Raw genomic sequence first — 21,904 nt, 5'->3', positions numbered from 1 at the left:
CGACTTCTCAACGGAGAGACCACTCATGATCAATCTCGAACTCCCCAAGAAGCTGCGGGCCAGCGCCAACCAGGCCCACCAGGTCGCCGCCGAGATCTTCCGCCCGGCTTCGCGCAAGTACGACCTCGCCGAGCACGAGTACCCGGTCGAGCTGGACACCATGGCCGCCATGGTCGAGGGCCTGTCCGACTCGGGCACCGAGCAGATCTCCGGCGCCACCGGCGGCCGCACCGGTGACGAGGACAAGCACGCCACCGAGCTGCTGGGTAACACCAACGGCGGCAACATGTCCGCATTGATGAATGCCCTCGAGACCTCCTGGGGCGACGTCGGCCTGATGCTGTCGATCCCCTACCAGGGCCTCGGCAACGCCGCCATCGCCGCGGTCGCCACCGACGAGCAGCTGAAGCGCTTCGGCAAGGTGTGGGCCGCCATGGCCATCACCGAGCCGTCCTTCGGCTCCGACTCGGCCGCGGTCACCGCCACCGCCACCCTCGACGGTGACGAGTGGGTCCTCAACGGCACCAAGATCTTCGTGACCGCGGGCTCGCGCGCCACCCACATCGTGGTGTGGGCGTCGGTGGACCGCTCCGCCGGCCGCGCCGCCATCAAGTCCTTCGTGGTCCCGCGGGATGCCAAGGGCCTGACCGTGTCCCGCCTCGAGCACAAGCTCGGCATCAAGGCGTCCGACACCGCGGAGATCCGCTTCGAGGACTGCCGCATCCCCAAGGACAACATCCTCGGCTCCCCGGAAGTCAACGTGGAGAAGGGTTTCGCGGGCGTCATGCAGACGTTCGACAACACCCGCCCGTTGGTCGCCGGCATGGCGGTCGGCGTCGGCCGCGCCGCCCTCGAGGAACTCCGCACCGTCCTGACCGACGCGGGCATCGAGATCTCCTACGACAAGCCCGCCAACAACCAGCACGCCGCCGCCGCGGAATTCCTCCGCCTCGAGGCGGATTGGGAAGCGGCCTACCTCCTGTCGCTCCGCGCGGCATGGATGGCCGACAACAAGAAGCCCAACTCCCTCGAGGCTTCCATGTCCAAGGCCAAGGCCGGCCGCATGGGCACCGACGTCACCCTCAAGGCCGTCGAGCTGGCCGGCACCACCGGCTACTCCCAGCGCACCCTCCTGGAGAAGTGGGGCCGCGACTCGAAGATCCTCGACATCTTCGAAGGCACCCAACAGATCCAGCAGCTCATCGTGGCCCGCCGCGTCCTGGGGCTGTCGAGCGACAAGCTGAAGTAGCAAGCAGTACAACGAAAGCCGGTGCGAGCCGCTGTGGCTCGCACCGGCTTTCGTTTATCGGTTGGCGCTACCGCTCGACGGGCCGCCACTGCCGCTCGGCGACGGGGCGGCCGTGACGGTCACCGCGACCGCGGGGGTCGTAGGGCTGCCGGGGCCTCCCGGCTGGGCGTAGACGTAGTACGTTCCGGCCTCCTTCGGTGTCCAGTCACAGGTAGCGATGTGACTGCCGGCAGGGGGCACAACCCAGTTGGGATTACCCGGCACGGCTGTGCTCGTGCAGGGAAGCCCCGTACCGTCGGTGATGGTTGGATGGGCCTCGTAGAAGTACGCCCCGACCATGGAACCCACATCGACGGACAGCGTGTAGGTGGAGCCGGCGTAGTGCGTGTTGCCGCCCGAGACGGTGATGACGGAGCCCGTGGTGTCGGCGGCGGCCGTCGCACCCGACAGCGTGAGCGCGGCGCCCGCGGCGACTATCGAGCCGACAGCTCCCGCCTTCAGGATCGATCCGAACAACTTCTCTTCCAATCTATTACAGAGTTGCCAGGGCTTTCGGCGGTGGGACTCTACTTCTGGGCCGAAAGGGTGCTCAGCAGACCGCCGATCAGGGGGATCGAGTTCGCACTGCCCGTGCCACCCGTGGACGGGCTGCAGGTTGCGCCGGCGGGGGCGGATTGGACGACGGTGACCGTGGGGCCGTTCTCGCCGAAGTTCGCCGGTCCGGTGTTGACGTTGTTGGGCCATGCGCTGACCATCACCTGACCCGGTGCGGTTGGCGTCCAGGACGCGACGACGTCCTTGCCCTCGACGTACGGCACCGTCGTGAACGTGGTGAAGGTCGAGCCGCCGGCGGGAGAGGTTCGGAACGCGAACTCGGTGTCGTTGGGGACGTTGCCGATCAGCACCTTGGCGTCAGCGGCGGGCAGGGTCACGGTGTATGTCGAACCGACGCAATAGGCTTGCGACGACGTGATGGTCATATCCGCCGATGCGGTCGTAGCCGAGACGATGGTGGCCACCCCCATCACCGCGGCTGCGGCGATACCGACGGCACGAGCAAGGACCGACATGTTCATACTCCCCTTCAAAGGTTGAAAATCCCCTCGTGTCAAGGGGACTGACGCAGGCTATCGCAACTGACCGACAACTGTTTCAGAATGCCGCGCTCAGCTGAAGTAGGTTCTGACACAACGAAAACCGGCGCGAACCCACGGGTTCGCACCGGTTTTCTCGTTCCAGAATTGCCGCGCCCAAGGACCGGAGGGCTGTCAGAAGATCAGGGGGTTCCAGCCGAAGAACTTGTAGACGGCGTCGACGATGGTCGCTATTCCCTGTAGGAGGGGGGTGATGATGGGCATCGGGCTTCTCCTCTGGCGAGGTCGAGAGCTGGATTGTGCGCCGGCCGGAAGTTGCTAGCGGATAACTATAAGTTCGAAACTCGAGGCCGGATAGGGCTTGGCGGTGTGTTCATTCCCGCATCAGGGTTCAGGGGTGGTTTCGGCGGCCTTGCGGGTGAGGGCGGCCAGGGCAGCCAGGTGGGCCTGGTAGGCGGTGCGGCCGGTGGGGGTCAGGGATAGCCAGGTTCTCGGTTTGCGGGATACGTAGCCCTTGGTGACTTCCAGGTAGCCGGCGGATTCGAGGGTGGTCATGGCCTTGGAGAGGGTGGATTTGTTGAGGGCGCAGGCTTCTGCGATGACCAGGAATTCGGCTTCGGCGCAGCCGTTGAGGAAGGCGACGAGTTTCAGGCGGGGCAGGGAGGCGAACAGTTCGTTCAGGGCTTCCATGCGCGGGGCTTCCGGGAGAGGATTCGCGGGCGGGACTGCATGAACCAGATCCAGGCGCCCAGAACGACACTGGAGGCCAGGCGGGTCGATGCGTCCGGCATGGAGGTTGCGTGGCCGATCAGCGGCACCGCCAGGATCACGACCAGCAGGGCCACGTTCTGCTTCCACTCGGCCATCGGGAGCGGGACGATGCCGCGGACACGTTGCAGACGACGCTGCCGCCGCGCGAAGCCGAAAACGACACAGCCCGAGCCTATTCCGGCGATCAGGATGATCCATCCGAAGGGTCTGCCGATGCCGTCGGCGACCAGCGTGCAGAGCAGGAAGGCGGCGAGCGCCCCCGACACGGCGGCCGCGATGGGCTGCCACCTGGGCAGCGCGGCGGCCTCGTGCGCCTGGCGGGTGGTCGCGGCAGCGATATCCAGTGCCTGTTGCGGGGTCTGCGCATCCTGCATGGATCGACCGTAGGCGAACCGGTTTCCAAATGGCAACCAGTTTCCTGGATCGGTCACGTGCCGCGTCTGATTTCCGCCAGCATGGGGGTTGGGTGAGGCAGCAGGGTGGAGGGCATGCATCGGAAGATCGATTTGAAGGTTTTGTACTTCGGGACGCCAGTCGTGTTGATCGGCACCAGGAATGAGGATGGGACGGCGAATCTCGCGCCCATGTCTTCGGCTTGGTGGTTGGGGGACAAGTGCATGCTGGGGATGAATTCGGCTTCTCAGACCACGCGGAACATGGTGCGCGAGAGGGAATGCGTGCTCAATCTGCCGTCTTCGGAGTTGGTCGGGGCGGTGGATCGGCTGGCGTTGCTCAGCGGGTCGCCGGAGATGACCGCGCACAAGGTCGAGAAGGGGTACCGGTATGAGCCGGACAAGTTCGGGGCGGCCGGGCTGACGGCTGTCGAGTCGGAGATCGTGGCGGCACCGCGAGTGATGGAGTGTCCGATTCAGCTCGAATGCACGGTGTTGTCCGCGGAGCCGTTCGCCGGGAACTGCGGCGTCACCGCGCACACGCTGCAGGTTGTGCGTGCCCATGTGGAGGATCGGCTGGTTGTTCCCGGTACCGATCACATCGATCCGCAGGGGTGGGATCCGCTGATCATGAAGTTCTGCGAATTCTTCGGGGAGGGAACGCAACTGCAGCGGTCCCGGCTGGCCGGGGCTTGGGGAATTCCGCAGCGGGAAGGCGCGGGGCGGGGATACTGAGGGTCTGGACGATTACGGGAGGTGGGCCGAATGGCGCAGGTGGCGTTGCTGTCTCGGGTTCGGGTGAAGGCGGGGCGGGGCGAGGAATTCGTCGCGGCGATGAAAGGCGTGCTGGCGGGGGCGGAAGAGGAGGCCGGGACTCTGTTGTATGTGCTGCAGCGGGCCCGGGACGATGCCGAGTCGTTCTGGGTGTCGGAGATCTACGCGGACGACGCGGCGCTCGAAATACATCGGCGGAGTGCGGCCATGGAGGCGGCGCGGCCGGTGCTGACAGAGTTGATCGAGACCGCGGAGTCGCTGGTCGGAGATGTTGTGGCGGCCAAGGGTCGCTGAAGCTCAGCTGGGAGTTACCCGCATCTGGTTGCCGAAATGTGATCTTCGCGGATAGGTTTCGGCGGTGCGTGGATTCAGTAGGCGGATGCTATTGGGGGCCAGTGCCATTGCTGCCGGGGGGTTGGTGAAGGCGACGGTGGCGCGGGCGGGGGTGCCGGTGGTGGGACCTGCGTTCGATGCGCAGTATCGGGCGACGACGAAGCTGGCGGGTGGGCGGTGGCATTGCCTGGTCACCGATTTGGCTTCGGGGAAGCCGGCGCCGGTGGTGGAGGAGGATGCCGACTTCGTGATCGAGGGGGCGAGCGTGCAGAAGCTCGCGATCATGACGGCGGTGATGAGTGAGGTCGATGCGGGGCGGCTGCGGATGTCGGATACCACCACGTTGGATGCCGACATGGTGGCGGAAGGCAGTGGGCTGTATCTGAATCAGGCCGCGTTCGGGGATCAGCTCACCATCGCGAATCTGCTGACGACGATGCTGCAGGTCTCGGACAACACCGCGGTGCGGTTGATGTCGCGGTTCGTGTCGGGTGATCAGATCAACGAGACGTTGGATCGGTTGGGATTCCAGCAGACCCGGGTGGTGCCGGTGGCGGGTGAGAGCCGGTTCTATCTGGGGTATACGACGCCACGGGAGAACAACGATCTGTTGTACCGGTTGGCTTCGGGGACATTGCTGTCGAAGCAGTCGACCCAGGATGTGCTGCGGATCATGACGTGGTCGGCCGTCGGGTACACCGACGGGGTGCGGCGGAACATGTCTTCGGAGGAGCGGGCTCGGTTCGCCACGAAACACGGTGCGTCCGAGGACAAGCGGCACGATACGGGGATCATGTTCGACGCGGCGGGGGCGCCGCTGGTGGTGTATTCGTTCTTCGCCGATCAGGCGCCGGACGCGGACAACTACGGGGCGACCAATCCGATCGTGGAGGCGCACGCCACGCTCGGGCGGTCACTGCTGGACACCTACACCCATCTGTCGCCGCTGCAGTCCTTCATCGATCCGAAGAAGATCGCCTCGGGCGGGCACTGAATTTCTCATTCCACCAGCAGGTTTCGCATGGCGGTGAAGACCTCCGAGGCACCGCCCAGCGACCAGCCGCCGTCGACGGGGATGATCGCGCCATTGACATAGGAGGCCTGCTCGGAGGCCAGCCACAGGCAGCAGTCGGCGATCTCCTGCGCGGTGCCGTAGCGGCCCATCGGAACGGATTTGGCTACCAGATCGGCCATTTCGGGTGTGGGGGCCAGCCGCGACATGCCTTCGGTGTCCTCGATGGGCCCGGGGACCACGGCGTTGACGCGGATGCCCGCGGGAGCCCATTCCAGCGCCGTCACCTTGGTGAGCATGTCCACGCCGGCCTTGGCGGAACACGCGTGCGCTTGCAGCGTCATCGGGATGACGGCCTGGGGTGCGGAAATATTGATCACCGACGCGCCGGGAGCACGTAGATGGTCGCGCGCGGCGCGTAGGACGTTGAAGGTGCCCTTCAAATCGATGTCGACCACCGCCGCGAACGCCCGCGCCGACATGGATTCCGTTGCGGCGGGGAAGTTTCCGGCCGCACCCGAGATCAGGACATCCAGCTCGCCCAGCTCGTGACAGGTCGCGGCGATGCCCTGGGCGACCGCGTCGTAGTCGCGGACGTCGGCGACGAAGCCCAGGGCGGTCACGCCGCACTCCCCGAGCGAGTCGACGGCGGCGCGCACCTTGTCCGGCGTGCGGGACAACACCGCCACCGAGGCACCGGCGCGCGCGAACGCCTGAGCCACAACGAGATTGATGCCGCTGGTACCGCCGGCCACGAACACGGTACGGCCGGAGAAATCGAAGAGATCGCTCATCCTACGATTTTGCGGCCGACCGCGGATCGAGATGTCCGGATCGGCCAGTTCGGTACTGCAAACAACCTACTGGCGCAGCCGACGGTGATAGCGGTCAGACGAGATGCAGCCGGATGTGCGGATCCAGCGCCGTCAGATCATCAGGGTCGGAGGTGACCACCAGGGTCGCACGCAACGAACGGGCGAGCACGACGACGTGCGCGTCGACCACGTCGGCGGTCCCAGAGGAGGCGAGTAGAGCTCCGACAGCGAGGGCTTGCGCCTGGGTGAGATCGGCCACTCGCACCGCGTCCGCTTTCAACAATCGCGAAACCGCGTGCTGACGGGGGCTGTTGCGCCAACACTGGGCCAATACGGTCGCGGGAACGATGACTTCCAGCTTGCGCGTCAATGCGCGTCGGACGATTGCGATGGCCTTGGCATTGCCCTTCTCGAGGCCGATCAGTCCGCCGGAGTCGAGCACGATCACGCGGCACCCCCGAGCGAGTCGCCGGCTGCCGCGCGCTCGGCCGCATCCAGCGCGGAATCGGCATCGGCGAGGTCGGACTCGCTCATGCCCGCTTGGGCGGATAGCTCGGCCAGGATTTGCTCGGCGGCAGCCCAGTCCGGTTCACGCTGAGCGAGAGCCGCGAAGTAGGCGGACACGGACCCGGCCAACCCGGCGTCAACGGCACGGTTGGCCTTCTCGACGATCTCGTCGGGGATGCTGATCGTGATCTTTGCCATGAGACCATGGTAGCGCAGAGTATGACTCGGTCATACCGAATGCGCCCGGCAATTCGACCCGGCGAGCGCTCCAGTGCCACTCGTATATTCCCGCGCAGGTATTCCCGCGCAGGCAATTACTCCCTCGCAGGCGATGCCGGACCACGCCGAGGCAGGCAGGCTGTAAGGCATGACGAACGCAGAGAACACCCGCCGTTGGCTGATCACCGGAGCGAACAGCGGTTTCGGGGCGGCCTTCACCAAGGCCGTGGTGGCGGCGGGCGATGAGGTGATCGCTGCCGTGCGGCGGCCCGAGAGCATGGCGGAAATCGTTGCCGCGCACCCGGACCGGGTGCAGGTCGTGACGCTGGACGTGCGGGACGCGGCGGCCGCGGAACGGGCGGTGAAGGAGGCCGGGCGCATCGACGTGCTGGTCAACAATGCGGGGTACGGGATCGTCGGCGCGATCGAGGAGACCGGTGAGGCCGATCTGCGCGATGCCATGGAGGTCATGTTCTTCGGGCCGTTGCGCCTGACTCAGCTGGTGCTGCCGCAGATGCGGGAGCGGCGCGGCGGCACCATTGTTCAGCTCACCAGCATGGGCGGGTTCATGTCGTTCGCGGGCGTGGGGGCCTACAGTGCCGCCAAGGGTGCGCTGGAGTTGGCCAGTGAAGCGCTCGCGGCTGAGGTGAATCCGCTGGGCATCCAGGTGCTGATCGTCGAACCGGGCGAATTCCGAACCGGTTTCGCCAAGCCGGCCGCCCTCACCATCGGCTCGGCCATCCCCGATTACGCCGACACGGTGGGCGCGATCCGCGAGGGTCTGCCCGCCTCCGATCAGCAGCAGAGCGGCGATCCGGACAAGGCCGCGGCCGCGGTCCTGGCCATGGTCGGCGCGCCGAACCCGCCGCTGCGGCTGGCCCTGGGCCCGGACGCGGTCGGCGCGATCCGGGGCAAGCTGGCCACCGTCGCCGCCGAGCTCGACGCCACCGCTCACTTGGGCCTCACCACCGGCTTCGACCAGGACTGATACCCCGACGAGGCAAGCGGCCAGCCGAACCGCCTCGGCGGGCCGCGCACTCTTTCGAATCAGTACCGTTGCCCCATATGACCGAAATTGTGTAACTCGGGTCACATCACGCTGTTACGGTGGCGCTACCCCGCTGTCGGGTCCGGCCGGCGGGCGGTCTCGGGTTCTCGGAGGTGGTCGGCGTGGCCTCGGTATCGACAGTGTCTTCCGTACTGGCAATGGCTCAGCAGCGCGTGGCGCACACCGCGGAGGCGGTGCGGGGGCTGAAACGGCTCCGGGAGCTGGGGCTGACCGATCCCCGAAAACCGGCGGAGACGGTGCGAACCGCCTTGGAGGGCCGGGTTTTCGGGCCGCCGGCGACGGCGGTGCGGCGGGCGGCGCGCATGTTCCCGGAGCTGGCCGCCGTGGCCGACGAGCGCGGGGAACTCACCTATCGGGAGCTGGACGAGCAATCCAACGCGGTGGCGCGGGGACTGCAGCGGCTCGGGGTGAAGCCGGGCACGGTCGTCGGGGTGCTCTCGCGCGATCATCGCGGACTGCTGCTCACCATGGTGGCGCTGGGCAAGCTGGGCGCCCGATTGGCGCTCATGAACACCGGTTTCGCCAAACCGCAGTTCGCGCAGGTGTGCGAGCGCGAGAACGTGAAGGCGGTGCTGCACGACTCCGAGTTCATCGGCCTGCTCGACGCGCTGCCGCCGGAATTGCCGCGCGTACTGACCTGGGTCGACGAGGGCACCGAGATCCCCGCCGGCGCAACGACTCTGGACGCCCTCATCGCCGCCAACGCCAAGACCCCGCTGCCCGCGCCCAAGAAGCCGGGCGGATTCATCATCCTGACCAGCGGGACCACCGGCCTGCCCAAGGGCGCCCCGCGCGATCGGACCGGCCCGCTGGCGACGGTGCAGATGGTGGATCGCATCGACTTCCCGCAGCGCGGCACCATGGTCATCGTCTCGCCGATCTTCCACTCCACGGGATTCGGAACCTGGCTCGCCGGGGTCGCTTTCGGCAACAAGGTGGTGACCGCGCGCCGCTTCGACGCCGAGCGGACCCTGCGCCTGATCGCCGAGCACCGCGCCGAGATGCTGGTCGCGGTGCCGACCATGCTGCACCGAATGGTGGAGCTGGACAAGACGATTCGCGACAAGTACGACACCACCTCGCTGAAGGCGATCGTGATCGCCGGATCGGCGCTGTCCCCCGAACTGTCGGTGCGCACCGCCGAGACGTTCGGGCCGGTGCTCTACAACCTGTACGGCTCCACCGAATGCGCGGTCGCCACCGTGGCCCGCCCGGAGGATCTGGCCATCGCGCCCGGCACGGCCGGCCGCGCCCCCACCACCTGCGAGGTCGCGCTCTTCGACGACGACGGCCTGCGCATTCGCGCCAGGAACGTGAAGGGCCGCATCTTCATTCGCTCCGGCTCGCCGTTCAAGGGCTACACCGACGGGCGGCACAAGCAGATCATCGACGGGTACATGTCCAGCGGCGATGTCGGCCACTTCGACCACCGCGGACTGCTTTTCGTCGACGGCCGCGACGACGACATGATCGTCTCCGGCGGCGAGAACGTCTATCCGCAGGAGGTCGAGAACCTGCTGCTGGAACGCAAGGACGTCTTCGACGCCGCGGTGGTCGGCGTGGACGATGTGGAATTCGGCAAACGGCTGCGCGCGTTCGTGGTCCCCGAGCCGGGCGCGGAGCTGAACGCCGAGGAGATCAAGACCTTCGTGAAGGCCAATCTCGCCCGCTACAAGGTCCCCCGCGACGTGTTCTTCCTCGACGATCTCCCCCGCAACGCGACGGGCAAACTGCTGCGCCGCGTCCTGGTCGACTACGAGCCGCCCGCGGCGGGCGAATAGACGGCAAGTAGGCATTGCCTACTTCCTCGCGACCCGGGGGCAATCCTGCGACGCCCGCCACGACCTGGGCACTTTATTCGTTACCGCTGGTAACGGAGACCTCGGCCACACCTCGGCTGCGCGTGCTTGCTAGTGTTAGCACCGCACTGGATCTCAAGGTTGTGGTCCGTCCGGCCGTCTCGTCCGGCAGGGGGATCGCGGAAGGTTGTACCCATGTCACTTGCCCTTCCATCGGCTGGCACGGTTCTCCGCAAGGCGAGCGATGCCGCGCTCAGCGTCAATGCGATGGTTCGAGGGGGTCTGTTCAATCCACTGCGACCGGACATCGCGGCCCGGTCCGCCATCAATATGGCCAAGTTCGGTCCCTTCGCGGGCGCGGTGGTCCACGGCGCCAACACCCACGCGAAGAGTTCGGCCATTGTCGACGAGGCCGGTGAGCTCACCTTCGAGCAGCTCGACCAGATGTCGAACGCCTTCGCGCGCGGGCTCGCGGCGCAGGGTCTGAAGGCCGGCGACGTGGTCGGCGTGCTGTGCCGCGATCACCGCGGCATGGTGCTGAGCCTGGTCGCGACGGGCAAGCTGGGTGTGCGCGCCGTGCTCATGAACACCGGTTTCGCCAAGCCGCAGTTCGCCGACGTGGCCGCCCGCGAGCAGGTCAAGGCCGTGCTGCACGACAGCGAGTTCTTCGATCTGATGTCCGCCATTCCGGCCGACATTCCGCGCATCCTGACCTGGGTCGACGCCAAGGACAATGCCGATCCCTCGATCCCGACCATCGAATCGATCTCGGCCGGGCAGGGCACCGACTCGCTGACCCCGCCGGAGAAGCCGGGCGGCATGGTCATCCTGACCTCCGGCACCACCGGCACCCCCAAGGGCGCGCCGCGCGACAAGGTCTCCCCCTTCATCACCGCGCAGTTCCTGGACCGAATCCCGCTGCCGCGCAACAGCACCGTGGTGATGGCCGCGCCGATCTTCCACGCCACCGGGCTCTCGCAGTTCACGCTGTCGCTGGCGCTGGGCAACCGGGTCGTGTTCCAGCAGCGCCGCTTCGATCCCGAGGGCACCCTCGCGAACATCCAGAAGTACCGCGCCCAGGGCCTGACCGTGGTTCCGACCATGCTGCAGCGCATTCTGGACCTGCCCGAGGAGACGCTGGCCAAGTACAGCCCGGCCGCGACCCTGAAGGTCGTCTTCGCCGCCGGTTCGGCCATCCCGCCGGACGTGGTCACCCGTACGCTCGACTACTTCGGCGATTCGCTCTACAACCTGTACGGCTCGACCGAGTGCGCGGTCATGACCGTGGCCACCCCGGCCGAGCTGCGCAAGGCCCCGACCACCGCGGGCAAGCCGCCGGTCGGCATCCGCATCGCGCTCTACGACGAGAACCGCAAGCGCATCACCGCGCCGAACGTGACCGGCACGATCTTCATCGAGAACGGGCACTCGTTCAAGCAGTACACCGACGGCCGGACCAAGGAGTTCGTGGACGGGCTCATGTCCTCCGGAGACGTCGGTCACTTCGACACCGACGGGCTGCTGTTCATCGACGGCCGCGACGACGACATGATCGTCTCCGGCGGCGAGAACGTCTTCCCGCAGGAGGTCGAGAACCTGCTGTCCAACCGGGCCGACGTCCTGGAGGCGGCGGTGGTCGGCGTGGACGACCGCGACTTCGGAAAGCGGCTGCGCGCCATCGTGGTTCCGGGTCCGGACTCCAAGCGCGACGTGCAGGAGATCAAGGACTACGTCAAGGAGAACCTGGCGCGCTACAAGGTGCCGCGCGAGGTCATCTTCCTCGACGAGCTGCCGCGCAATGCCACCGGAAAGCTGCTGCGCAAGCCGCTCATCGAGATGGAAGTCACGGAGAGCTAGACAGATTCGCGTCCCCGCACATCACGGGGCGGGAATCCTCTTCGACTACATCTCGATTCGTGCCCCGCTGCCACCGGCAGCGGGGCACGAGAGTATGCGAGAGCAGCAAGTAGCTATTATCAGCGCGTGAATATCGGACCCGGCCGCTTTACGGCGCAAAACCGCAGTGATGCTGCGGTATTGCGCGGTGGGGCGGCCGGTTCGGTTTCCGGGGCGCTCGCGGTCGCGGCGCACGGCTGGATCTCGGGGGCCGCGCCCCTGGAGTCGGGGCCGTTGACGCTGCTGGTCGCCGCCTCGGCCGCGGTCGGCGCGATCGTGGCGAGCGTGCACGCGCTGCGCACCACGGCGCTCGGGCTGCTGGTGGCGCTCGTCGGCGGGCAATTGCTGGGTCACTTCAGCATGATGTGGGGCTCGCCGGGGCACAGCATGCACGCCCACCACCACGCCTCGATGTGGAGTCCGGCCATGCTGGGCGCGCACATCGCCGCCGCCTGCGTGGCGGCCGTGGTCATTCTCGGCGCCGAGGCCGCCTACCGGATCGGCACCACCGTGCTGGTGTGGGCGCTGCCCGCGCCCATTTCCCTGCCGGTGCTCTCGGGGCCGCCGCGGCTGCTCATCGAGCACCGCGATCGAGTCGTGCTGCGGATCTTCGCGGCCGACGTCTTCCGCACCCGCGGTCCGCCCGCTCCCGTTCGAGGCTGATTCCCCTGTTTCACCCGGGCACACGGACTTTCGCGTCCGTGTGAGTTCGCTGTACGCCCGCGACCGTCGCGGTGGTGTCATGCGCGTCCCGGTATCTCCATGACCGCGGTGCGCACGCGGTGGCAGTCGGGTGCGCGCCATGAGGGGGTCATGGCATGCCCGGACCACGCATCGTCTCGACGTGTCCTTCCCCTGTACCTCGCGTCCCCGGGTGTTCCCTCGAACACGAAAGACCGTTTGGTGACAATCACTGACAGCGGTGTCGATTCGGCACCGCCGCCCTCCCCTACCCGGGAGACGGAAACCCCGTCGGCCGGGAAACCTCCGAAATCCGATGACTCTTCGAAGCGAAGCGTGGGCAATGCCTTTCAGGCGCTCATGCTGCGACTGCACTTCTACGCCGGTGTCCTCGTGGCACCGTTCATCCTGATCGCGGCCGTGACCGGTGCGCTGTACGCGATCTCGCCGACGCTGGAGAACATCACCTCGAGCGGCCTGCTGCACACCGATTCGACCGGCCCGGCCAAACCGCTGAAGGAGCAGGTGGCCGCGGCGCAGACCGTCGAGCCGAACCTGGCGCTGGTGGCGGTGGCCCCGGGGCAGAACACCGGTGACACCACCCGCGTCCTCTTCAGTGATCCGGCGCTGGGTGAATCCGAGCGGCGCGCGGTGTTCATCGACCCGGTGACCGCGCAGCCGGTCGGCGACAGCGTCGTCTACGGCAGTTCGGGCGCGCTGCCCCTGCGCACCTGGATCGACAAGCTGCACAAGGACCTGCATCTGGGCGACGTCGGTCGCTACTACAGCGAGATCGCGGCCTCGTGGCTGTGGCTGGTGGCGCTGGCCGGGCTGGTGCTCTGGTACCGGCGGGTGCGGGCGCGACGCGAGCAGCGTTCGGCCGGTTGGCTGCTGCGACCGGATCGGTCGCGGCCACGGGCCCGCACACTGAATTGGCATGCCGTGGTGGGTGTTTGGATCCTGCCGGTGCTGTTGCTGCTGTCGGTGACCGGCATGACCTGGTCGAAGTACGCGGGTGAGAACGTGACCCAGCTGCGGCAGGCGATGAGCTGGACCACGCCCGCGGTGAACGCCGAGCTGCCGGGATCGACCGGCCCGGCCATGCCCTCGGGCGGCGAGCACGACCACCACGGTGGCGGTATGGCCGCGGCCGTGCCCCCGGCCGACCGCGCCGGACTGGTCGACACCGTCTACGGCGTCGCCCGGGCCAACGGGCTGACCGGGCCGCTGGAGATCAGCGTTCCGGCCAAGGACGGCACCGCCTTCGTGGCGCAGGAGCTGCGCCGGCCCGGGCAGTACACCCGCGACGCCATCGCGGTGGACGGTGCGACCGGCAATGTCACCGACAAGCTGCCCTACGCCGACTGGCCGCTCATGGCCAAGCTCACCAACTGGGGCATCCAGTTCCACATGGGCCTGATGTTCGGCCTGGCCAATCAGCTACTGCTGCTGGCCATCATGGTCGGGCTCGGCACGGTGATCGTGCGCGGCTACCTCATGTGGTGGCGCCGCCGTCCGACCAAGGAGCGCGCGCTCGCGGTCGGCAAGGCTCCGCGCCGGGCGCTGGCGCGGACCCCGTTGATCATCCTCGTGCCGTTGGCAGCGGCCGCGGTGGGCACCGGCTGGTTCGCGCCGATGATCGGCATTCCCCTGCTGGCGTTCCTGGTGATCGATGTGCTCGCGGGTGTGGGAGCCCGCCTGCGCGCAACCACCGCCTGACTCTCGAAAACCGCTGAGCGGCACGGCCTCCGGGCCGTGCCGCCGGTCGGTCACACCTTTTCGCGGCTCTCGGTCACAGCAGTGCGCTGTCCACGACACCGCGGAGCCGTGTCCATTCGTGCGGACCCTGACCCGCACCGACGAAAGAAACCTGATGAAGCTCAACAAGTTCGCCGTGTCCGCCGCCCTCGTGACGACCGCGCTCGGGGTCACCGCCGGAACCGTGAACGCCGCGCCCGCCGCCTCCGACGCGGGTGTCGTCAACTACACCGCCACCACCGGCGAGCGGGACCTGGTCATCCGCACCGATGCCGGGTCGCTGGTGGTGGACGACGGGGTGCTGAAGATCAAGGCCGCCGACGGCACCACGGTCGCGGGCACCGAATTGTCCTTCCGCGTGGACGATTTCGTGTTCCCGATCACCGCCGACATCCACGATCGCGTCGCCACGCTCACCCCGCGGTTCGACGCCGCCCACGCGGTGTACCAGCCGGTGGCGCTGCCCTTCGAGAACAGCGCGCCCTGGAAGTCGGATTACGACCGTGAGCAGGCGGCGTGGAGCCGCATGACCAGTACCGTCTCCATGGGCGCCACCATCGGCACCCTCGCGGGCGGCCTCGGCGGCGCGGCGCTCGGCTGCCTGCTCGGCGCGGTCGGCGCGGCGGGCCTGGTCACGCTGGGCTCCGCGGGCGTGCTCGCCGCCATGTTCGTGCCGCTGCTCGGCGCGGCCGGTACCGGCTGCCTGATCGGCGCGGCGGCCGTCGGCTTCCTCGGCACCATCGCGGGCCAGCTGTTCGTCACCGCGCCGGTGGCCATCGCCGCGGCGGTGCAATACTTCACGACGATCAACCAGCCGTCGATCACCCCTGTGAAGTAAGCGCTGCTCGGGTCGCCGCCCGCCGCGTGGCAGCGGGCGGCGCCTCCGGTGGAGGACTCAGAGCCGGTGAGCACCCTCCGCGGGGGTGACGGTGAAGTCCCGGGGCGGGTCGAATCCCTTGTTCGCGAAGGCTTCCCGCACCGCGGACAGCACCGGGCCCGTGGCGTCGTGGTCGACCAGGGCGATGACGCTGCCGCCGAACCCGCCGCCGGTCATGCGCGCGCCGTGTGCGCCCGCCGCGAGCGCCGCGTCGACGGCGGTGTCCAGCGGCGGGGCCGAGACCTCGAAATCATCACGCAGCGAGGCGTGTCCGGCGGTGAGGACGGATCCGATGACGCGGGGATCCGCACCGGCGCGCAATTGTTCGGCTATTCGCAGGACACGGGCGTTTTCGGTGATCACGTGGCGGGCGCGTCGCCGCAGCACCGGGTCCGCGAGGCGGTCGGCCTCGGCGGCGAAGGGGATGTCGCGCAGGAAGGAGACGCCCAGTTGTGCTGCGGCGGTGGCGCATTCGGCACGCCGCCGGGCGTATTCGCCGTCCATCAGGTGGTGCGGACTGCCGGTGTCGAGGACCAGCAGGGACAGACCGAAGGCGTCGAGGTCGAAGGGAATCTGCTCGGTGACGCCGGTGCGGGTGTCGAGGAACAGGACGTGCCCGGCAGTGCAGAGCATGGCGGCGGACTGATCGAGGATGCCGGTGGGGACGCCGACGTAGACGTTCTCGGCGACCCGGGCGATGTCGATGATCTCGGCATCGGAGACGGTGGGGGCGAACAGGTCCCGCGCGGCGATGGCGACCGCGCAGGACAGCGCCGCCGAGGAGGACAGGCCCGCGCCGATCGGGACGGTGGCGTCGAGGTCGAGATCCACGCCGGTGACCTCGTGGCCGCGACGCACGAATTCGCGGATCACACCGAGCGGATAGCGCGTCCAGGCGGGCAGTTCCGACCAGCCGCCGGTGTCGAGCGCGGTGATCGTGGTGTCGATCTCGTCGAGCGGGGCCTGGCGGGATCGCAGGCGCACCACGCCATCCGGCCGGGCGGCGGCGGTGCAGGTCAGACCCAGTGGCAGGGCCAGCGGCAGCACGTAACCCTCGTTGTAGTCGGTGTGCTCGCCGATGAGATTGACCCGGCCCGGAGCCCACCAGCGTCCCGCTCTCGATGCCACTTCGGCTCCTGTTCACAGAGTCGTGCAGGCCGTTCGGTTCGATTCGCGAGGAGCATAGCGAGCCTCGCGGAAAGCGGTCCTGCGGGTTCGCCGAACTCCGCTCCGGAGCGGGCGTTTTCATGTCATGATCGGTTCGGTTGCCCAAATAGTGGCAGCGCCTTTCTCTACCGGGCACTCTGCCACCGCTGCGCGGGGACCTATGCTCGTACCGCAACACACACGGTTGAGGATCGGCGGTGTCTTTTCGAGTACTGCTCGGACGAGGGGGGCTGGTGGGAACGGACACACAACCGGCCGAGCGGCCTGGTCCGGGTCGGGCCCAGTGGCACACCAGAATCTGCTGGCGCACCGGGCTGTTCACCGGCGGCGTGCTCATTCTCGGTCTCCCCCTGCTGATCAACAGCCGTATCGTCGCGTTGGGCACCCTGTTCGTCTCGGTCGCCCTCAGCCTCACCATGATCGGCCTCGGCGTCCGCAAGTACCGTCCCCGCCACCCGTTGCCCTGGTACCTGCTGTCCGCGGCGGCCCTGCAGTTCGCCATCGGCACCGCGCTGCGCCACGTCTCGGAGTCCCAGCGCCACCCCTTCGACGACCTGTTCACCCTGAGCGGGTACTGCTGCGTCGGCCTGGCCGCGGTGCTGTGGCTGCGGCCGCGCCAGAACAGCACCGACCACGATCTGCTGCTGGACTCCGGGCTCATCGGCCTGGGCGCGCTGCTGCTGTCGTGGACCTTCCTCATCTCGCCGGTGCTGCACATGGCCCACCGCATCCGGTTCACCACCGTCACCAGCATGGCGGACCCCATCGTGGACGCGCTGCTGCTCACCGTGATCGTGCACTCGGTCATCACCTCGGCGCGCTCGGAAACCTCACTGCGGCTGGTGCACCTGGCCATGCTGGTCATTCTCGGCGGCGATCTCTGCTACCACCTGGAGACGATCGGCTCGGCATCGCTGGGCCGCCAGATCCAGCTGCTGCCGCTGCAACTGGGCTTCACGCTGATCGGCGCGGCCGCGCTGCATCCGAGCATGGTGGTGCTGGGCGGCCCGCGTGACATCCATCCGCACCGGTCCCGGCAGCGGGCCAGCATCATCGCCATCGTCATGATCGTGGCCTCGCTGGTGCCGGTGGTGGGCTCCAGCCTCGACACTCTCGACCGCATCGTGGTGTCCTCGCTGTTCGCGCTCCTACTCGGCGGCGTGCTGCTACGCAGCGAACGCGCCATCGAACGCAGCGCCCGCAGCGAACGGCGCGCGCAGTACCAGGCCGATCACGACATGCTGACCGGACTCCTGAACCGCGCCGCCCTGCTGCGGGCGCTGCATCGTAATCGGGAGCGTTGGGCCGGACAGCCTTTGGCGCTGTTGTTCATAGACCTGGACGGCTTCAAGCGCGTCAACGACAACTACGGGCACGCGGTGGGCGACGAGCTGATCGCCAATGCGGCGGCCCGCATCCGCCGGGTCATCCGCCGCGACGACGCGGCCGCCCGCTACGGCGGTGACGAATTCGTGGTGCTGGCCCCGCTGGCGCGCCAGCAGGCGCTGCAGCTGGCCGAGCGGCTGCTGGCCACGCTCGGGGAGCCGTTCGAGCTGAGCGCGGCCGAGGTGCGCATCGCGGCCAGCATCGGCATCGCCTGCTCGCGGCCGCGGGAGACCGAGACCACGGTGTACGAGCTACTGCGCGAAGCGGATTCGGCGATGTACCACGCCAAGGAATACTCGCTGGGCTACATCTTCCACGACGATCTGCGGCGGGGACGGCCGGAGTCCGGACCGCGCACCTGGCAGCGCGAATCTGCGGTGTGAGGGAGCTCCCTCGTCACCCGCACGGCATGAATCCGTGCCCGTCCCGGCATGCTTCCGGCCGGGATCCACTGCCGCAGTAGTGGATTCCGGCCGACCAGCACGCCCGTAACGCCGGGCCCCGAAAGCGGTTGGGCTACCGGCGATCAGATCGGGTCTGTGGCTCAGGCGAGGTCGTCGAGTAGCCGACGGGCCGATTCGAGTTCGGCCTGCAGCTGTTCCACCTTGGCCTGCTGGGCGGCGCGGACGGCCTCGTGAATCGAGTCGACGACCTCGGCGAATTCCGGGTGCAGGATCTTGGCGGCCTGGGCGACAGCGGAACTCGCGACCGAGAGGCCCTTGATGGTGCGCTTCTTGCCGTTGACCACATCGAGGGTCCACTCACCGTCGGCGGTGCCGCTCAGGGTGACCGTGACCTCGGCGGCCTTGGGCTTCTTGGCGGCAGCGGCGTTGGCGGCATTGCGGGCCGGGCGCGACGCGGCGGCCTTGGCGGCCTTGGCCTCCGGCGCCGGCTCCGTGGCGGGAGAGGCGGTTTCGGTCTTCGCTTCCGGGGCGGGCGCGGGCGCGCTGGGAGCGGTCGGCGCGGCGGCCGGCGAGGGCATCGTCACGATGGGTTCCTTCCTCGGTTTCGCGGCCGATGGCGCACTGGCCGGTTTGGTCTGGTTCTGGCGAGCCGGTTTCGTCAGGGTGACCTCGGTGGGACCGAAGGACAATACGTCCTTCGAGCCCGTGGGCTTCACCTGCAGGAAATCTCCCTCGGACGGATCACCGAGAGACATCACCTTTCCGGACCGGCCTTCCGGTACGCCGACCGCCGCCGCGGTGAACCACACCATCGGCGGACGGCCCGCGTCGATTTCCGCGGCAATCTGCCGAATCTCGGTATCCGACAAGGGCTGTGGCTTGGTACGGGTCGACATGGGGCACTCCGGGCGGACGGGCGGACATCTGCGTGCCAAGAGCATGCACCATGGCACCGACAAATCCACATCCGGAGAAGACCCGATGCCACTGCCGCGCAGGTCAGTGAACCTTTAGCTACTCCGCTGGTGCGGCCCACCGAGCATGGCCGGCGCTGGAGATCCTAAGCGGCCCACCCTGTCCCCGCGCAACTTTCAGAGTTGCTCCACGCCGCGCAGCACACACCGGACGGTCTGTGGACGGGTGACCGGATCCAGTCGCGTCTCGGTGGTGAAGTCCTGCGTCGCGCCCGGGGCGACGGTCACCTCGGTGCGGGTGCGTCCCAGATCCGTCGACTCCGGGGTCATGAAACTGATCACCACGAGGTACCGGTGCTCGACCGCGTCCCGATTGCTCACCACCGCCGTCGCCTGCCAGCCCGCGGAGGTTCCGCCGCAGCCGGTCACGAAGGCGCTGCGCTGCATCTCACCCACGTCACTCGCCGACAACGCGGTGTCGGCCGGCCTGGCGCGCGCCGCCTCGGTGTGTCCCGGATAGGTGCAGCCGGTCAGCAGCGCCACGCAACCCGTGGCGACTCCGACGAGCCCTCGGCCGGGGGTGATCATGAATATCCCATTCCACCGCGCACTTCCGCCCCCGCAATCCTGTTGCGGCTGGTTAGCCGCGCGCCGAGACTACCCCAGCGCCTCAGCGTGTCGTCACATGACGCCGTGGGCGTGTCGCTCACGAAAACCCGCCGTACGCTCGCCTTTCGCCACCGACAGGTCGCTTGCCTACGATCGATCGAATGAAGGTATTGGGAGCCTGCCCGCTGGACTGCCCGGACGGTTGCTCCTGGGTGGTGGACGTCGCGGACGGCACGGCGGTCGGCCTGCGCGGCAACAAGGAGCACCCCGTCACCCGGGGCGCGCTGTGCGTGAAGGTGAACCGCTACCTCGAACAGGTCCACTCCCCCGAGCGCATCACCCATCCGCTGCGCCGCGTCGGCCGCAAGGGTGAGGGCCGCTTCGAGCGCATCACCTGGGACGAGGCCCTCGACGAGATCGCCACCCGGCTCACCGGCATCGTCGACGAGTACGGCGGCGAGGCGATCTGGCCGTTCCACGGCACCGGCAGCCTGGGCTACCTGCAAGGGCTGGAAGGCTTTTCCGGGCGGCGGTTCTTCAATGCCCTCGGCGCGTCCCTGCACGATCCGACCATCTGCTCGATCGCGGGCAGCACCGGGCTGAAATACACCCTCGGCACCTCGGGCGGTATGGATCCGGAGGACTTCACCCGGTCGAAGCTGATCCTGCTGTGGGGCACCAATCCGCTCAGCTCGGGTCATCACGTCTGGAAGTTCGTCCAGGACAGCGGCGCGTACACGGTCGCCATCGATCCGGTGCGCAGCCGCACCGCCGAACGCTGCGACGAGCACCTGGCTCCGCTGCCGGGCACCGACGCGGCGCTGGCGCTGGGTCTCATGCACGTCATCGTGTCACTCGGCGCGGAGGACGGGGCGTTCTTGGCCGCACACACCGAGGGTTGGCCCGAATTCCGCGGCCGTGTCGAGGAATACACGCCCGAGCGCACCGCGGCGATCACCGGGGTGCCGGTGGAACGCATTGTGGCGCTGGGCGAACGCATCGCCCGCACCCGCCCGACCGCCATCCGCGCGTCGCAGGGGATGCAGCGACACGCGGGCGGCGGCATGGCGCTGCGCACCCTGGCTTGCCTGCCGGGGGTCACGGGCGACTGGGCCATTCCCGGTGGCGGACTGCACTATTCGACCAGCGGCCACTTCCGTCTCGATGTCCCCGCGCTGGTGCGCTTCGATCTGCTGCCGAATCCGGTGCGGACGCTGTCCATGACGCGAATGGGCGAGGCGCTGCTGGAAACCACAGCGCCGCCGGTGAAAGCGCTGTTCGTGATCGCCGCCAATCCGGTCGGTTCCAATCCGGATCAGCGCCGGGTGATCGAGGGCCTGTCCCGCGAGGACCTGTTCACCGTTGTGCTGGAACACTTCCCGACCGATACGGCCGACTACGCCGACATCGTGCTCCCGGCCACCATGCAGCCCGAACACCTCGATGTCATCGCCGCCTACGGCAACCTCTACCTGGTCTGGAACGAACCAGCCGTCGCCCCGCCCGGCGAATGCCTGCCCACCACCGAGACTTTCCGCCGACTGGCTGAACGCATGGGCCTTACCGAGCCCGCGCTGTACGACTCGGACGAGGAGCTGGCGAATCAACTGCTGAAGCAGTACGACATCGACCGCCTGCGCGCGGACGGCTTCCTGAAGATCGACCCGCGGCCCGTCCCCACCGACAAACTCCGCTTCGTCTCACCCCGAGCCGCCGCGGCCGGACACGATCCCCTGGCCGGCTACACCCCACCCGCCGACCCCGGCGACGGCCTGGTGCTGATCTCGGCCGCGTCGCACTACTTCCTGAACACCACCTTCGGCTCCAATCCCGAATTGAGGCGGCGCGCAGGCGAACCGACCGTCATGATCCACCCCGACGACGCGTCTGCCCGCGGCATCTCCGACGGTGACCCGGTGACCGTCGCCAACGAGCGCGGCTCCTTCGACGCCATCGCCGAAGTATCCGACGCGGTCCGCCCCGGCGTGGCCGCCACCCCGAAGGGCCGCTGGGCCAAGCACACCGGCGGCGCGACCGTGAACGCGACCATCGCCGAACGCGATTCAGACTTCGGCGGCGGCGCAGTCTTCCACGACAACCGAGTCCAGATCACCCCCCACCCCTCCACCTAACCCCACCCCTCGAGATCAACATGCAAAGAGGTGCGACAAACAGGAC

23 protein-coding genes are annotated in these 21,904 nt (G+C 68.0%); 13 read left to right on the top strand and 10 right to left on the bottom strand.

The genetic code is table 11. The annotated features are described in order from the left end of the window. Positions 1-25: 25 nt before the first annotated feature. Positions 26-1,249 (top strand): acyl-CoA dehydrogenase family protein, encoded by a 1,224-nt coding sequence (locus GPX89_RS28845; protein ID WP_157390845.1) that lies wholly within the window; start codon positions 26-28, stop codon positions 1,247-1,249. Positions 1,250-1,303: 54 nt separating this feature from the next. Here GPX89_RS28845 and GPX89_RS28840 read toward each other — a convergent pair whose 3' ends face one another. From GPX89_RS28840 to GPX89_RS28825, 4 genes are all read right to left on the bottom strand, one after another. Then, a complete protein-coding gene (locus GPX89_RS28840; protein WP_157390844.1) occupies positions 1,304-1,777 on the bottom strand; it encodes a hypothetical protein in 474 nt (157 codons plus the stop codon). Positions 1,778-1,815: 38 nt separating this feature from the next. Further along, positions 1,816-2,319: a hypothetical protein gene (locus tag GPX89_RS28835; protein ID WP_157390843.1), complete on the bottom strand. Its 504-nt coding sequence runs from the start codon at positions 2,317-2,319 to the stop codon at positions 1,816-1,818. Positions 2,320-2,727: 408 nt separating this feature from the next. Then, on the bottom strand, positions 2,728-3,033 hold the full coding sequence (locus GPX89_RS28830; RefSeq protein WP_157390842.1) for a transcriptional regulator: 306 nt from the start codon (positions 3,031-3,033) through the stop codon (positions 2,728-2,730). After that, complete coding sequence (locus tag GPX89_RS28825) at positions 3,021-3,488, bottom strand: hypothetical protein (RefSeq protein ID WP_157390841.1); 468 nt, start codon at positions 3,486-3,488, stop codon at positions 3,021-3,023. Before GPX89_RS28825 ends, GPX89_RS28830 begins: the two co-directional genes overlap by 13 nt. Positions 3,489-3,602: 114 nt before the next feature. Here GPX89_RS28825 and GPX89_RS28820 point away from each other — a divergent pair, with 114 nt between their 5' ends. The 3 genes from GPX89_RS28820 (at position 3,603) to GPX89_RS28810 (ending at position 5,607) form a co-directional block, all read left to right on the top strand. Beyond that, a complete protein-coding gene (locus GPX89_RS28820; protein WP_157390840.1) occupies positions 3,603-4,241 on the top strand; it encodes a flavin reductase family protein in 639 nt (212 codons plus the stop codon). 30 nt (positions 4,242-4,271) lie between these two features. Next, positions 4,272-4,574, top strand: a complete 303-nt coding sequence (locus GPX89_RS28815; protein ID WP_157390839.1) for a putative quinol monooxygenase — start codon at positions 4,272-4,274, stop codon at positions 4,572-4,574. An 85-nt stretch (positions 4,575-4,659) separates the two neighbouring features. After that, on the top strand, positions 4,660-5,607 hold the full coding sequence (locus GPX89_RS28810; RefSeq protein ID WP_157390838.1) for a serine hydrolase: 948 nt from the start codon (positions 4,660-4,662) through the stop codon (positions 5,605-5,607). A 5-nt stretch (positions 5,608-5,612) separates the two neighbouring features. Here the strand turns inward: GPX89_RS28810 and GPX89_RS28805 are convergent, their stop codons facing one another. The 3 genes from GPX89_RS28805 to GPX89_RS28795 form a co-directional block, all read right to left on the bottom strand. Continuing rightward, positions 5,613-6,419, bottom strand: coding sequence for an SDR family oxidoreductase (locus GPX89_RS28805; RefSeq protein WP_157390837.1), 807 nt, complete (start codon positions 6,417-6,419; stop codon positions 5,613-5,615). A 94-nt stretch (positions 6,420-6,513) separates the two neighbouring features. Next, positions 6,514-6,888 (bottom strand): PIN domain-containing protein, encoded by a 375-nt coding sequence (locus GPX89_RS28800; RefSeq protein WP_157390836.1) that lies wholly within the window; start codon positions 6,886-6,888, stop codon positions 6,514-6,516. Further along, positions 6,885-7,145, bottom strand: coding sequence for a hypothetical protein (locus GPX89_RS28795; RefSeq protein ID WP_157390835.1), 261 nt, complete (start codon positions 7,143-7,145; stop codon positions 6,885-6,887). Before GPX89_RS28795 ends, GPX89_RS28800 begins: the two co-directional genes overlap by 4 nt. Positions 7,146-7,314: 169 nt before the next feature. Between GPX89_RS28795 and GPX89_RS28790 the strand changes: the two genes are divergently transcribed. From GPX89_RS28790 to GPX89_RS28765, 6 genes are all read left to right on the top strand, one after another. Further along, positions 7,315-8,154 carry an SDR family NAD(P)-dependent oxidoreductase gene (locus GPX89_RS28790; protein WP_157390834.1) on the top strand — a complete coding sequence of 280 codons (840 nt, stop codon included), beginning with the start codon at positions 7,315-7,317 and terminating at the stop codon, positions 8,152-8,154. Between the two features lie 218 nt (positions 8,155-8,372). Next, the gene (locus GPX89_RS28785) at positions 8,373-10,016 is read left to right on the top strand and encodes an acyl-CoA synthetase (protein ID WP_157390833.1); all 1,644 of its coding nucleotides are present in this window, start codon (positions 8,373-8,375) and stop codon (positions 10,014-10,016) included. 213 nt (positions 10,017-10,229) lie between these two features. Then, on the top strand, positions 10,230-11,891 hold the full coding sequence (locus GPX89_RS28780) for an acyl-CoA synthetase (RefSeq protein WP_157390832.1): 1,662 nt from the start codon (positions 10,230-10,232) through the stop codon (positions 11,889-11,891). 126 nt (positions 11,892-12,017) lie between these two features. Continuing rightward, positions 12,018-12,593: a hypothetical protein gene (locus tag GPX89_RS28775; RefSeq protein WP_328602421.1), complete on the top strand. Its 576-nt coding sequence runs from the start codon at positions 12,018-12,020 to the stop codon at positions 12,591-12,593. A 378-nt stretch (positions 12,594-12,971) separates the two neighbouring features. Beyond that, positions 12,972-14,330, top strand: a complete 1,359-nt coding sequence (locus tag GPX89_RS28770; RefSeq protein ID WP_235948397.1) for a PepSY-associated TM helix domain-containing protein — start codon at positions 12,972-12,974, stop codon at positions 14,328-14,330. 154 nt (positions 14,331-14,484) lie between these two features. Further along, on the top strand, positions 14,485-15,207 hold the full coding sequence (locus tag GPX89_RS28765; RefSeq protein ID WP_157391208.1) for a hypothetical protein: 723 nt from the start codon (positions 14,485-14,487) through the stop codon (positions 15,205-15,207). A 57-nt stretch (positions 15,208-15,264) separates the two neighbouring features. Here the strand turns inward: GPX89_RS28765 and galK are convergent, their stop codons facing one another. Beyond that, positions 15,265-16,374, bottom strand: coding sequence for a galactokinase (galK, locus tag GPX89_RS28760; protein ID WP_328602420.1), 1,110 nt, complete (start codon positions 16,372-16,374; stop codon positions 15,265-15,267). A gap of 272 nt (positions 16,375-16,646) precedes the next feature. On the opposite strand from galK, the gene GPX89_RS28755 reads away from it, so the two are divergent. Then, entirely contained in the window at positions 16,647-18,182 is a 1,536-nt protein-coding gene (locus tag GPX89_RS28755) for a GGDEF domain-containing protein (RefSeq protein WP_328602419.1), read from the top strand. Positions 18,183-18,343: 161 nt separating this feature from the next. On the opposite strand, the gene GPX89_RS44895 is transcribed toward GPX89_RS28755, so the two are convergent. Continuing rightward, a complete protein-coding gene (locus GPX89_RS44895) occupies positions 18,344-18,781 on the bottom strand; it encodes a DUF6319 family protein (RefSeq protein WP_235948392.1) in 438 nt (145 codons plus the stop codon). Between the two features lie 7 nt (positions 18,782-18,788). On the opposite strand from GPX89_RS44895, the gene GPX89_RS44890 reads away from it, so the two are divergent. Then, entirely contained in the window at positions 18,789-19,217 is a 429-nt protein-coding gene (locus tag GPX89_RS44890) for a hypothetical protein (RefSeq protein ID WP_235948306.1), read from the top strand. Between the two features lie 77 nt (positions 19,218-19,294). Here the strand turns inward: GPX89_RS44890 and GPX89_RS28745 are convergent, their stop codons facing one another. Next, positions 19,295-19,705 (bottom strand): hypothetical protein, encoded by a 411-nt coding sequence (locus GPX89_RS28745; RefSeq protein WP_157390829.1) that lies wholly within the window; start codon positions 19,703-19,705, stop codon positions 19,295-19,297. A gap of 182 nt (positions 19,706-19,887) precedes the next feature. Here GPX89_RS28745 and GPX89_RS28740 point away from each other — a divergent pair, with 182 nt between their 5' ends. Next, positions 19,888-21,858, top strand: a complete 1,971-nt coding sequence (locus GPX89_RS28740) for a molybdopterin-containing oxidoreductase family protein (RefSeq protein ID WP_157390828.1) — start codon at positions 19,888-19,890, stop codon at positions 21,856-21,858. The last annotated feature ends 46 nt before the right edge of the window (positions 21,859-21,904 follow it).

Source organism: Nocardia terrae (assembly GCF_009760405.1).
GTDB lineage: Bacteria > Actinomycetota > Actinomycetes > Mycobacteriales > Mycobacteriaceae > Nocardia > Nocardia terrae.
The sequence above is the reverse complement of the archived record's forward strand: the minus strand, read 5'-3'. Positions and strand labels throughout refer to the sequence as shown.

Coding starts and splice junctions, on each gene's coding strand:
- GPX89_RS28845 (WP_157390845.1), top strand. CDS start 26: ATGATCAATCTCGAACTCCCCAAGAAGCTGCGGGCCAGCGCCAACCAG.
- GPX89_RS28835 (WP_157390843.1), bottom strand. CDS start 2,319: ATGTCGGTCCTTGCTCGTGCCGTCGGTATCGCCGCAGCCGCGGTGATG.
- GPX89_RS28830 (WP_157390842.1), bottom strand. CDS start 3,033: ATGGAAGCCCTGAACGAACTGTTCGCCTCCCTGCCCCGCCTGAAACTC.
- GPX89_RS28825 (WP_157390841.1), bottom strand. CDS start 3,488: ATGCAGGATGCGCAGACCCCGCAACAGGCACTGGATATCGCTGCCGCG.
- GPX89_RS28820 (WP_157390840.1), top strand. CDS start 3,603: ATGCATCGGAAGATCGATTTGAAGGTTTTGTACTTCGGGACGCCAGTC.
- GPX89_RS28815 (WP_157390839.1), top strand. CDS start 4,272: ATGGCGCAGGTGGCGTTGCTGTCTCGGGTTCGGGTGAAGGCGGGGCGG.
- GPX89_RS28810 (WP_157390838.1), top strand. CDS start 4,660: ATGCTATTGGGGGCCAGTGCCATTGCTGCCGGGGGGTTGGTGAAGGCG.
- GPX89_RS28805 (WP_157390837.1), bottom strand. CDS start 6,419: ATGAGCGATCTCTTCGATTTCTCCGGCCGTACCGTGTTCGTGGCCGGC.
- GPX89_RS28795 (WP_157390835.1), bottom strand. CDS start 7,145: ATGGCAAAGATCACGATCAGCATCCCCGACGAGATCGTCGAGAAGGCC.
- GPX89_RS28790 (WP_157390834.1), top strand. CDS start 7,315: ATGACGAACGCAGAGAACACCCGCCGTTGGCTGATCACCGGAGCGAAC.
- GPX89_RS28785 (WP_157390833.1), top strand. CDS start 8,373: ATGGCTCAGCAGCGCGTGGCGCACACCGCGGAGGCGGTGCGGGGGCTG.
- GPX89_RS28780 (WP_157390832.1), top strand. CDS start 10,230: ATGTCACTTGCCCTTCCATCGGCTGGCACGGTTCTCCGCAAGGCGAGC.
- GPX89_RS28770 (WP_235948397.1), top strand. CDS start 12,972: ATGCTGCGACTGCACTTCTACGCCGGTGTCCTCGTGGCACCGTTCATC.
- GPX89_RS28765 (WP_157391208.1), top strand. CDS start 14,485: ATGAAGCTCAACAAGTTCGCCGTGTCCGCCGCCCTCGTGACGACCGCG.
- GPX89_RS44895 (WP_235948392.1), bottom strand. CDS start 18,781: ATGCCCTCGCCGGCCGCCGCGCCGACCGCTCCCAGCGCGCCCGCGCCC.
- GPX89_RS44890 (WP_235948306.1), top strand. CDS start 18,789: ATGGGTTCCTTCCTCGGTTTCGCGGCCGATGGCGCACTGGCCGGTTTG.
- GPX89_RS28745 (WP_157390829.1), bottom strand. CDS start 19,705: ATGATCACCCCCGGCCGAGGGCTCGTCGGAGTCGCCACGGGTTGCGTG.
- GPX89_RS28740 (WP_157390828.1), top strand. CDS start 19,888: ATGAAGGTATTGGGAGCCTGCCCGCTGGACTGCCCGGACGGTTGCTCC.